This is a genomic window from Nitrosomonas cryotolerans ATCC 49181, assembly GCF_900143275.1.
In the GTDB taxonomy this organism is placed as follows: Bacteria; Pseudomonadota; Gammaproteobacteria; order Burkholderiales; family Nitrosomonadaceae; genus Nitrosomonas; species Nitrosomonas cryotolerans.
On sequence record NZ_FSRO01000001.1, the window covers coordinates 1884168 to 1896537 of the forward strand.

The 12370-nt window shown below is 41.2% G+C and carries 10 protein-coding genes; 9 read left to right on the forward strand and 1 reads right to left on the reverse strand.

All coding sequences use genetic code 11. The features are described from left to right. Window positions 1-392 precede the first annotated feature (392 nt). A complete protein-coding gene (locus tag BUQ89_RS08390) occupies window positions 393-929 on the reverse strand; it encodes a hypothetical protein (RefSeq protein WP_028461710.1) in 537 nt (178 codons plus the stop codon). A gap of 1278 nt (window positions 930-2207) precedes the next feature. On the opposite strand from BUQ89_RS08390, the gene BUQ89_RS08395 reads away from it, so the two are divergent. The 9 genes from BUQ89_RS08395 to infC all read left to right on the forward strand — a co-directional run bounded on the left by BUQ89_RS08395 (window position 2208) and on the right by infC (window position 12349). Continuing rightward, complete coding sequence (locus tag BUQ89_RS08395) at window positions 2208-3254, forward strand: DUF21 domain-containing protein (RefSeq protein ID WP_143071250.1); 1047 nt, start codon at window positions 2208-2210, stop codon at window positions 3252-3254. A 464-nt stretch (window positions 3255-3718) separates the two neighbouring features. Then, entirely contained in the window at window positions 3719-3982 is a 264-nt protein-coding gene (rpsT, locus tag BUQ89_RS08400) for a 30S ribosomal protein S20 (RefSeq protein ID WP_028461712.1), read from the forward strand. Between the two features lie 355 nt (window positions 3983-4337). Further along, complete coding sequence (locus BUQ89_RS08405; protein WP_074202572.1) at window positions 4338-6050, forward strand: multiheme c-type cytochrome; 1713 nt, start codon at window positions 4338-4340, stop codon at window positions 6048-6050. Further along, on the forward strand, window positions 6047-7093 hold the full coding sequence (gene haoB, locus BUQ89_RS08410; RefSeq protein WP_074202460.1) for a hydroxylamine oxidation protein HaoB: 1047 nt from the start codon (window positions 6047-6049) through the stop codon (window positions 7091-7093). Before BUQ89_RS08405 ends, haoB begins: the two co-directional genes overlap by 4 nt. Before the next feature lie 145 nt (window positions 7094-7238). Then, a complete protein-coding gene (gene cycA, locus BUQ89_RS08415; RefSeq protein ID WP_074202573.1) occupies window positions 7239-7952 on the forward strand; it encodes a cytochrome c-550 CycA in 714 nt (237 codons plus the stop codon). Next, complete coding sequence (locus BUQ89_RS08420) at window positions 7952-8590, forward strand: NapC/NirT family cytochrome c (RefSeq protein ID WP_074202574.1); 639 nt, start codon at window positions 7952-7954, stop codon at window positions 8588-8590. The genes cycA and BUQ89_RS08420 overlap by 1 nt, the downstream gene beginning before the upstream one ends. A gap of 258 nt (window positions 8591-8848) precedes the next feature. Next, on the forward strand, window positions 8849-9616 hold the full coding sequence (locus BUQ89_RS08425; protein ID WP_028462129.1) for a hypothetical protein: 768 nt from the start codon (window positions 8849-8851) through the stop codon (window positions 9614-9616). Window positions 9617-9826: 210 nt separating this feature from the next. Then, on the forward strand, window positions 9827-11737 hold the full coding sequence (gene thrS, locus BUQ89_RS08430) for a threonine--tRNA ligase (RefSeq protein ID WP_028462130.1): 1911 nt from the start codon (window positions 9827-9829) through the stop codon (window positions 11735-11737). 24 nt (window positions 11738-11761) lie between these two features. Then, window positions 11762-12349 carry a translation initiation factor IF-3 gene (gene infC / locus BUQ89_RS08435; protein WP_051537660.1) on the forward strand — a complete coding sequence of 196 codons (588 nt, stop codon included), beginning with the start codon at window positions 11762-11764 and terminating at the stop codon, window positions 12347-12349. Window positions 12350-12370 lie beyond the last annotated feature (21 nt).

The following is a 12370-nucleotide window of genomic DNA, read 5'->3' on the forward strand; positions in this document are numbered from 1 at the left end:
TAAAAACGTCTAGTATGATGAAGACATGAATAGAATTCTTTAACCCAGCCAGATCAGCCGTTTTGAATGCCCCTGAAGGGTGGTTATGATCGGATTCTGGGTCGATTGAGTTCGATGACTTAATATTAGATAAGGAATTTCGTTTTTGGAGTCTGCTAATTTAAGCATCGAAGGTTGACACGAATCGGGCTCTATAAACTTATGGATATTTATTTTCACTATAAGAATTTGAAATACTATTCGACTCGATCTATATTCGAGTCGAATAGTCCAAGCTTTTTAAGCATGCAAATAGTCTAGATTAAGCCATCAAAATCGCTATTATGAGGCTATTCTTATTTTATTTTGTATAGTAATTAATTTTATTTAATCTCAAATCTTCCTGATCGTTTTTAACGATCATCAGAGTCAATGCTTTCGATATCCTCGACTGTATCGGAGGTAGTATCTTCCGTTGTTTCTGCTGCATCAGAAGCTGCTTCACTTGCTTCATCTGTTATATCCGAAGCCATGTCGTGAGTATCTTCGGTTGTGTCAGAAGCGGTATCTTTGACTGGGTCCACAATATCAGCAGCTGTTTCTTCCGTGCTTTCGGAAAGATCTGATGCGGCATCTGTGGTGGTCTCGACAGCATCGGATGTTATATCTTTGGTGTCTTCGAACATGTCAGAAGCGGTGTCTTTAATTGTTTCAACAGCATTAGCAGCTGCTTCGCTAACACTATCTACAATATCTGAAACACTTTCCTTTACCCCATCAGCCGCATCGGTGGCTGTTTCTTCTATATTCTTAGCCTTCTCGCCCATATCAGGAGATGTGCTGGACTCAGGAGCCGCGCTTGATTCAGGAGGCGTACTTGATTCCTTTGTGTCACAACCAAAAATGAATAGAGTTACCATTAATATTGATACATAAAAGAAATTTTTCATATGTTTCCTCTCGGTTTTAAAAATTTAAATTTAACAAACGCTGTTTTATTACGATATTAGAACAGTTATTTCTATTTAGTTCTGGTTCCGATCTTTCTAACTATCTATGCGCATGTAGGAGACTCTACAAATGTATAAATAGTTTGTCTGCTTCCGAAATTGCTATTCGAGTAACGTCGTCACATTGTCATATATTTTTGCGAGTTAGTTAATGAGTAGTATAAGAAAAGTTTAATTTTATATAATCCTTACATCCTTAGTGACTAAGATAACGCATTGCTGACAATACTACAATGTGTGAATTTCATTTTATTCATACAGGTGATGAGTGTATTACGTGAAGAATCTGCTAATAGTTAAGGGAAAAGGGTGGGTTCGCATAAAGATAATGCAAACAATAATATTTTCTGTTCAGATCGAACGCAGCATGGGAAGAGGATAGATGTGCAAATGACATAGTTAGATACAAGCTATAGAGATAGGTGATACATAACTAGAGATAGAGACTTTTGCAAAACCCCAATAGTTGGAAAATTAACTCCTTGTAATCAATAGTATAAAACTTATGGCGAGGGATTTTGCAAAAATCTCTAGGTATTTATGCTTTCGTAAATTTAAATTATCTGGTATGGATTCTGGTTTATTGTTGCTCAGGATGCTACTGGTGGGTATATGGTATGGTGGTCTTGATGACGAAGTAGTTGAATGTAGTTAAGCATATGGCGTGTTTTCTGACTTTGTCTCTGGAGGGTGATGTCCCCGGCTATTTGATGCAGCCATGTTTAAGAGCTCGTTTGATGGTAGCCGGAATATGGGCGTCTGTTGAAGCAGATTGATCTACAGCAGCTGGAAGCATAAAGTAGCTTTGAAATTTCGTAGTATCGAATGCGACATTCAAAATAAAGCAGAAAAGAGTAAGTTGTTAACTGTGAGCAACAATGACAATGACAATGGAGTTGTTTGATTAATTAGCTCTAGCATGTTTTTTGGCGTGCATTTGACAGCTAGGCGTGCCGGTTTAACAGCTAACTCCTGGCCCCAGGAGTAGCCAAAACACATGCCTGGTATCGGCTGCTGGCTATAGCGTATTATTTGAAAAGGGTATCTGAATTATATTGCATCGCTTAGTGACACAGGGAGAATGTGCCCGTAAACAAAACACAACAATAAGAATTACTGTTTTTAGAGTTTTTATGTAAAGTCAGTTTTAGAGATTATGCCGATAGTTTTATTCTAATTTTATAAAAATAGGAGTTTACAAAGCGCTCAATGGATGTTGTGTTGATCAATATTCTGACTTGGCTTGGTATTTTGTTTTGTATCAGTCAGTCTGCCATGTTCTCCGGCCTGAATTTGGCGTTGCTGGGTATCAGTCGTTTACGCCTGGAGGTAGATGCTTTAGCCGGAAATTCTGCTGCAAAAGGAATTTTAGCACTGCGAAAGGATTTTAATTTTCTTTTGGCTACGATTCTATGGGGTAATGTTGCGATTAATGTTTTATTGACACTGTTGTCTAATTCCGTAATGACTGGAGTAACGGCCTTTTTTTTCTCAACAATTCTGATCACATTTGCGGGCGAAATTTTTCCTCAGGCTTATTTTTCTCGTCATGCTATGCGCATGGGTTCTTTGTTGGCGCCATTATTGCGTATTTACCAGGTTATTCTTTTTCCGGTTGCTAAGCCTTCGGCGATGGTGCTGGATTGGTGGTTGGGTGAAGAGGGCATTCGATACTTTAGAGAACGTGATTTAAGGATGTTGATTCGTAAACATATCGAAGCAGAGGAATCGGATATTGAACGTTTGGAGGGTATCGGTGCGCTGAATTTTCTTGCATTGGATGACATCTCCGTTACCCAGGAAGGAGAGAATGTTGATCCCAACAGTATCATTAGTCTGCCAGTAAAAGATGGCATGCCGGTATTTCCAGATTTTGAGCATCGCACTTTGGATTCATTTTTATTGGATATCAATAGTTCCGGAAAAAAATGGATTATTATTGTGGATGCACATGATCAACCCTGTGTTGTGTTGAACGCTAATGCTTTTTTGCGTGATGCTCTATTTTCTGCAGGATCGTTTAATCCTTATATTTATTGTCATCGCCCTATTATCGTTAAGGATTCGGGTACTTTATTGGGTAGCGTGCTATCCCGTTTAAGCGTATGTTCCAAATCTGAAATGGATGATGTTGTTGATAATGATCTTATTCTAATCTGGGCTGATGAGAAAAGAGTAATCACGGGAGCGGACATTCTTGGCCGGCTATTACGTGGTATTGCAATACGTGATATTAAACAAGCGCAAGAAGGCGAGGTAGAGTAATTTTTGTATTGCCTAGTGCCTCATAATTCACAAACTTAAAAAAAGCAGATGATGAATAAATGCTCTAAAATTAAGGTGTGAGTATGTGTTTTTTTAAGAAAAGAAGCCTTAAGGTTGATTGAGATTCGCATGATTATCCTGATTAAGTGACACGTCAACAAATTGAGTTTATGCTGATAAATAAAAAATAATCGATTCGTTATTGTAGGCGATGTCCAGGATTTACTGATTCCATTTGATTTGAGGTAGTTCAGAGTTAAGTATGAGTTGATGTAAATAAGAATAAAATAAGAAATTATTAAAAATAGTCGACAAATTCCTGATTGTTGCTGTGTTTGTTGTGTAATTAGAATGAGTCGTGTGGCATGAAGGTAAGGTTGAGCTCAAGGGAAATAAGCTTGCAATATAGATAAAAAAAAAGTAGTATCGCGACAATTTTTTAATAACGGAGTCTAGGAATTTCTATGGCCAATAGTGCACAAGCAAGAAAGCGTGCAAGGCAGACTGTTAAACGACGGGATCATAACGTTAGTTTGCGATCTAAATTGCGCACTGCTATCAAATTTGTAAGAAAGGCTATCGAATCAGGTGATAAGTCGGCGGCAGATACTGCGTTTAAAAATTCTATGAGCACAGTGGATTCGGTTGCTGACAAAGGAATTATTCATAAGAATAAAGCTGCGCGCCATAAAAGTCGGTTGTCTGCTGCAATCAAGGCAATTGCATGATCTTTTAGAGTTATAGAAAATAGAATAAATATTTTATTAAATCAAGATATTCCATATTTTTCTACTTTCTTTATATCTTACAAAGTCATATTCGCCTTTCTAGTTTTGAGGTGTGAGTTATTTCGGTAGCTTAATTGGCTTTAGTCGATTAGTAGAATAATCTTATGTTTTGAAAGTTCCGGGCGGTGAAATATATCTCATTAAATGGGAAGATGTCGTCTGGAAGAAAAAGGCGTGCTGGGTAGAAAAAATGTGCGAGCGAGCAAAGTTCTTGCACACAAAAGGAACAGTAAAAGCAAAAAACTATTTTGCAAATAATGTAAGCAATAATTTTGGAACAATAAAGGAGAGAGGTATGGTTTCCAAGTCTTGGCTAAAAATAGTATCGCTTGTCTGTAGCGGACTGCTGGTAGCAGCAGCGCACGCGAGCATACCAAGCGTTCCGGATGAAACCTATGAAGCACTGAAGCTGGATCGTAATACGGTTACACCCAAACAAATGCACGAGGCGTTGGTAAAGCGCTATAAAGATCCTGCTCAGGGTGCTGGAAGAGGGACCATGGCTGAATATTGGGAACCCATTCCTTATGGTATATATCTGGATCCGGCAACTTTTTATACTCCTCCCAGCTCAATGAAAGAAGTAGCCGGACGGAGTGAATGCGTAGAATGCCATACAGACGAATCACCGGTTTGGGTACAGGCTTGGAAACGAAGCACCCATGCTAACCTGGACAAGATACGGGATCTTAAGCCAAGTGATCCGACCTATTACAAGAAAGCCAAACTGGAAGGTGTAGAAAAGAATCTGCGCTCCATGGGCAAGTTGGGCGAGAAAGAGAATCTGAAAGAAGTCGGATGTATTGATTGCCACGTGGATATTAACGCTAAGAAGAAGGCCGATCACAGCAAAGACCTGATTATGCCGACAGCAGATGTCTGTGGTGTCTGTCACCTGCAGGAATTTGCTGAACGGGAATCTGAGCGGGATACACTTATCTGGCCGCATGACCAATGGCCTGCAGGACGTCCATCTCATGCGCTGGACTATAAAGCCAACGTAGAAACGACTGTCTGGGCAGCAATGCCACAACGGGAAGTAGCCGAAGGTTGCTCCATGTGTCATACCAATCAAAACAAATGTGACTCATGTCATACCCGCCATGAATTCTCAGCGGCAGAATCACGTAAACCGGAAGCTTGCGCTACCTGTCACAGCGGTGTTGATCACAACAACTGGGAAGCCTATTCCATGTCCAAACATGGAAAAATGGTATCGATGCTGGGTAATAAATGGAACTGGGATGTGCAGTTGAAAGATGCCTATGCAAAAGGTGGACAGAATGCGCCCACTTGTGCTGGCTGCCATATGGAATATGAAGGTGAATACACGCATAATATGGTCAGGAAGATTCGTTGGGCAAATTACCCATTTGTACCGGGTATTGCAGAAAACATTACCAGCGAATGGTCTGAAGGAAGATTGGACTCATGGGTCGTAACTTGTACGCAATGTCACTCTGAGCGTCTGGCACGTTCTTATCTGGAGCTCATGGACAAGGGTACCCTACAAGGACTGGCTAAATACCAGGAAGCCCATGAAATTGTAGAAACGCTTTACAACGATGGTCTGCTAACGGGTCAGAAGACTAATCGTCCTGCACCACCTGCACCGGAAAAACCCGGGTTTGCGCAATTCTCACAGTTGTTCTGGTCGAAAGGGAATAACCCAGCTTCACTCGAACTGAAGATACTTGAAATGGGTGAGAATCAGCTGGCGAAAATGCATGTGGGCTTGGCACACGTCAACCCAGGTGGCTGGACCTATACTGAAGGTTGGGGTCCGATGAACCGTTCATACGTTGAAATTCAGGACGAAAATACAAAGTTCCGTGAAATGATGGCATTACAGGAACGTGTACAGAAGCTTGAAAGCAAACGTACCAGTCTCCTCGATCTGGACAGCACGGCTGAGAAAATCTCATTGGGAGGACTCGGTGGTGGTATGTTGCTGGCTGGGACGCTTGCATTAGCAGGCTGGCGTAAACGTAAGAAGATCGAAGGTTGACCTCCTTCAACACATCCGGTCGCTCCACTGGCGTGACGCGACCGGGAAGTAAGCTGCTCCCGTCACTGGGTATACTCCTGGTGATGGGAGGTTTGATTCTACTTGGCTGGTTTGCTTATCTCTGGTTTAGTCCGGTACCAGCGCCTTATGAGTATCATTTGGTAGCAGAAGGAGATGTACGTCAGTTTAGTGAGCTGGAGCTTGATTCCTGGCCAGATCTGGCACTCAGTAAATATGAGGTACAGGTAGCGGGCATAGATAAACCCGTTGCTCTGGCATACCTTGCTCGACGTGAAAATGACTCGCCGGTACTCATCAACTGGGAAAACCGTCTCAGCGAGCAATTGATCTCAATTGATCAGAAGCCATCTGAACTCAGTGTCTTAGCTGATGCGATTGCCAAGCATGCATCGCCCGAGGCAATCATACTGGCTTGGTGGGATACTTCGCGCCAGATAAAGCTCTTGTCTGAACGGGATACTTTTTTTACCAGTCATCTGGGTGAACCACTGATCATCCCGGAAAGCTGGCGAGATCAGCAGGAAGCCATCCGCGCATACGAAAATAAATTCTGGCAGGATACCGCTACTCAACAAGAACAGGATGATTTTCAGCGCTTTAGTGAAGCACTGGTAGCAACCCCGGAAAAAGGTGTTGCCATGCTGCGGGAATTGATCGGTTCCCCACGTGAAGCCTATCTCATTGTACACGTCACGGATCTTTATAAACTGGGATTGATGCAACCGGATAATTTCGGTATTGCTTATAAAAGTTTTCCGTTGACAGGCAACATGCATGGGTTGATCAATCATATGAAGGTGTATCTGAAAGAAAATAATTACGAAACATACACGCTGCAATCGCTATCAGACAATGAGATCAGAGCCTATTTTCTCAGCGATAAAGCGAGTAGCCAGACCTTGCTCGCGCAGATGTTGCCATTTACCAGTAACAAGCCACCGCTGGAACTCGAAGCGGCGCAACTGATTTATCAGCATGGTGGTTATTGGGTGTATCAAATCCCATCGGGGCAAAAGCAGTAAACAATGGGCAGACACGTACGAAAAATAAAGCAGTTCGTTACAAAAAAAGGACACAATCGTGATCTTGTCCATTTACACCACTTAATGATAGCGTAGAATACCTGGCAAATAATTTGAACGATAAAAAAGTTATAAAGGAGGAAGGATGAAACACCCAATCACCTATGTATTTGCTCTGTTAGCCATGTTGACCTTTTTTTCCGGAAACGTAGCTGCTGATACATTTGAAGGACGCAAGAAATGTAGTTCCTGCCATAAAGCTCAAGCTAAATCATGGAAAGATACTGCCCATGCCAAAGCAATGGAATCACTCAAACCGAATACCCGAGAAGAAGCCAAGATCAAGGCAAAGCTTGATCCAGCCAAAGACTATACCAAAGATAAGGATTGCGTCGGTTGTCACGTAGATGGCTTTGGCGAGAAAGGGGGGTATACGATTGCATCACCCAAGAAAATGTTGACGGGTGTGGGCTGTGAATCTTGTCATGGGCCTGGTAGAAAATATCGCGGTGATCACCGTAAGAGTGGTCAGCAATTTGAAAAATCGGGTAAGACAACACCTCGCAAGAAGCTGGCGGACAAAGGACAGGATTTTCATTTTGAAGAAAGCTGCAATGCCTGTCATTTGAACTATGAGGGTTCGCCATGGAAAGGCGCTAAAGCACCTTATACACCGTTCACCCCTGAAGTTGATGAAAAATACACGTTTAACTTTGACAAAATGGTTAAAGATGTAGGCGCCATGCATGAACATTACAAACTGGATGGCACATTTGTGGGTGAGCCAAAATTCAAATATCATGATGAATTTCAGGCTGAGGCCAAAGTAGCCAAAGACGACAAGAAAGGAAAAGACTGATGACAGGACTACAAAAAGGCGCGATAGGTACGCTGCTTACAGGTGGTCTGCTTGGAATAGTCATGGTCGCGGTCGTATTTGGAGGCGAGGCTGCTCTCTCTACGGAAGAGTTCTGTACCAGCTGTCACTCCATGACGTATCCGCAAGAGGAACTGAAGGAATCGACACATTATGGCGCGTTAGGTGTCAATCCAAGCTGTAAGGATTGTCATATTCCACAGGGATTTTCGAATTTCCATCTTGCGCTATATACTCATGCGGTTGATGGCGCGCGCGAGCTGTATTTGGAATTCATGAACGATTATTCCACGCTGGAAAAATTTAATGAACGTCGTTTGATTATGGCGCATGATGCTCGCATGAACCTGAAGAAATGGGATAGTGTGACTTGCCGTGATTGCCATCGAAATCCGGACCCACCGGGAGAAGATGCACAAGCCGCTCATAAAAAGATGGAAACTGAAGGTGCGACATGTATAGATTGTCATCAAAACCTGGTTCATGAAGAAGCACCTATGACTGACTTGAATGCGAGTCTGGCAGCGGGTAAGTTAGTCTTGAAGCAGGAAGAAGTCGATGACGACGATGACGACGACGACGAGGATGATGAAGATGAAGATGAGGAGGATATTGAATAGAATAATCTTTTTATCTTGATTTTATAATCTTTGATTGATCAGTAGATTAAATACTCTAATTGTTGCTAATTGGTATTAAATTTTCAGGATACGGTTTGTCTCGTTTAAATTAGGGATGTTATCGTATTCTGAATTTAAGAATAATATGAGGTAACAACTGATTTTTCAGGCAGGAATTGTAAAACACAAGGTCTCACTTTATTTGTAGAATTGGATAACCCGTCTTAGTGGCGGGTTTTTTATTTCGATGGGGTAAATATGTTAGGTCATTTTCCGAAAGCTAATATCGCTTATGCTCATAATATGCGTGACTATTTTATAGCCGCCTTTACTTTCTTTTGTGTGGCAGTGAGTTTGGTTATAGATGGCAGTGCCAGTATAGAAACACAAAATATTTTAGGTGTTATTGCATGGGTTTTTTTAATAGCGTTATTGTTTGGAGAAAATAAAGAAATTAGAATGCAAGTCATAATTGCTGTAGCGTTTGCTACAATAGGTGAGCATTTTGCCTCCATTTATATGGAGGGGTACACATATAGATTCGAAAATGTGCCACTTTATGTACCGCCAGGTCATGGTATGGTTTATCTGACTGCAGTGAAACTTGCACGTTCTGGTTTTTTTCTAAAGCATGCTAGAAAAATCGCCACATTTGTTATTATCGTAGGAGGGTTGTGGTCTTTATGGGGTGTCAGTGGTATTCCTAAACAAGGCGACCAAGTTGGTGCGGTATTATTCTTGATATTTGTAATTTGTTTATTTAAAGGTCGTTCACCAATGGTTTATTTAGGCGCTTTTTTTATATGCACTTGGCTGGAAATAATTGGTACAGCTGCTGGAACGTGGAAATGGGCTTCAATTGAACCTGTTTTCGGATGGTCACAGGGAAATCCACCCAGTGGGGTGGCAGCGTGGTACTGTTTAGTGGATGCTGTTGCTATTGGTAGCGCACCCATAATTCTAAATAATTTGAAGAGAATTGGTGATTGGTACAGAGCAGAAAATAATCAAAAGAGCATTCATTGATTCTGGAATAGAACGAATATTTATTTTAATTTAATCATAAGAATTTTGCTGTGTATTCGGTTGCTCATCATAATGCGCTATGGGAAAATATTTTGATAATATCGAACTTATTTTCTGATTGATTGTGTTTCGTCATCTGAATTATGAGAAATAAAATCTTTTTGAAGCACTTTGTTTATTATTAAACTTTAATTATCTAAAGGAATACTTGTGACAGTCATTCGATTGCCGGATGGTTCAGAGCGCACTTTTGATCAGCCAGTTACCGTTCTGGATGTGGCTGCATCGATTAGTTCCGGACTTGCGCGAGCTGCGCTTGGAGGTAGAGTCAATGGTAAGCTAATAGATGTGCATAGTTTTATCGAAGAGAACGCTGATTTATCAGTGATTACTGAGAAAGATGCGGAGGGGCTTGAAATTATTCGTCATTCGAGCGCACATTTATTAGCGCATGCAGTTAAAGAGTTGTTTCCAGAAGCTCAAGTAACAATTGGTCCAGTAATTGAGGATGGGTTTTATTATGATTTCTCATATAAGCGGCCTTTTACACCAGAAGATCTGACTGCTATTGAAAAACGAATGCATGAGATTAGTAAGCGGGATTTAAAAATTGAGAGAAAGGTTTGGGAACGTTCTGAAGCTATCAATTTTTTTAAGAATCAAGGAGAGCATTACAAAGCACAAATTATTGAATCTATTCCAGGTAATGAAGAAGTTTCGCTCTATAGCCAGGGTGATTTTACTGATTTGTGTCGCGGACCACATGTACCCGCTACCTCTAGGCTTAAAGTATTCAAGCTGATGAAAGTTGCTGGGGCTTATTGGCGTGGAGATTCACATAATGAGATGTTACAGCGAATTTATGGTACAGCCTGGATTAAGAAAGAAGAGCAAAAAGCATATATTCACCGCTTAGAAGAGGCTGAAAAACGCGATCATCGTAAATTAGGCAAAGCACTGAATTTGTTCCACACTCAAGAAGAGGCGCCTGGTATGGTATTTTGGCACCCTAAGGGTTGGACGCTTTGGCAGCAGATTGAGCAATATATGCGCAATATTCTTAGCGATAATGGCTACCAGGAAATACGTACACCACAGGTTCTGGATAGGGAATTATGGGAACGTTCTGGACATTGGGAGAATTTTCGTGAAAATATGTTTATGACAAATTCAGATGAACGTAGTTTCGCCATCAAGCCAATGAATTGTCCAGGGCATGTTCAGGTATTTAATCAAGGTTTAAGAAGCTACCGAGATTTGCCACTAAGATTGGCAGAATTCGGCTCATGCCATCGAAATGAGGCATCGGGTGCGTTACATGGAATTATGCGCGTGCGAGCTTTTACACAAGATGATGCTCATATTTTTTGTACTGAAGATCAGATCCAAATTGAAGTCGTACGATTTATTAATTTGTTAATTGAGGTCTATGCTGATTTCGGTTTTAATGAGATTCTAGTTAAGCTTTCTACTCGTCCGCTTAAACGTGTTGGATCGGAATTGCAATGGGATAAGGCAGAGGCAGCACTTGAAGCGGCATTAAATCAAAAACGGCTGAATTGGGAACTACAACCAGGTGAAGGTGCATTCTATGGCCCTAAAATAGAATTTTCACTAAAGGATTGTATAGGGCGTATTTGGCAATGCGGAACGCTGCAGCTCGATTTTTCAATGCCAGATCGATTGCATGCAGAGTATGTCGCTGACGATAATACCCGGCAAATACCAGTGATGCTGCATAGAGCGATTTTAGGCTCTATGGAAAGATTCATTGGCATTCTTACTGAAAATTATGGAGGTGCATTTCCATTATGGCTTTCACCTGATCAAGTAATCGTGCTGAATATTTCCCAAGGACAATTAGATTATGCTCGTGAAGTGGCTGCCGAGTTAAAGCATAATGGTATTCGAGTAAGCTTAGACTTGAGAAATGAGAAAATAAACTATAAAATTCGTGAACATAGTTTGCAAAAGTTACCTTATCAAGTTATTGTCGGTGACGAAGAAGTAAGAATACAGAAGATTTCAGTGCGTAGTCGAATAGGTTCTAATTTAGGCCAAATGACGCTACAGGATTTTATAGAACGCCTTAAGCTAGAGATATCTACTAAGGTAAATTAATTTTTTATAATTTGGAGAATTGCCATAGCTCAGGAAAAAACAGCACGCATAAATCAAGAAATAGATGTGCCAGAGGTACGTTTAATTGGTTTGGAGGGAGAACAGATAGGCATTGTCTCACTTGTTGATGCAAACGCTTTAGCAGAAGAGTCTGGTGTCGATCTGGTTGAGATTGCACCTACTGCACAACCACCGGTCTGTCGTTTGATGGATTATGGCAAGTTTCGCTATCAAGAAAGCAAAAAGAAACACGATGCTAAACTGAAGCAAAAGCAGGTTCAGATAAAAGAAATCAAATTCCGACCGAATACCGATGAAGGAGATTACAACATCAAGTTACGAAACTTGGTGAGTTTTCTGAATGATGGGGATAAGGTGAAGATTACTTTGCGCTTTAGAGGGCGTGAAATGGCGCATCAGGAATTTGGTGTACGTTTGCTAGAACGTGTCAGAGACGAATTGGAGTCCTATGCAGTAGTGGAGCAGTTTCCAAGAATGGAAGGGCGACAAATGGTAATGGTGTTGTCACCGAAGAAAAAAGACTTAAAAGTAGGCAAGTCACAAGAGGAGAAATCAAAAGATACCGTCTCCCGTTCTACGGTAGCTTCTTAAATTTTATTTGTTTTGATCTTT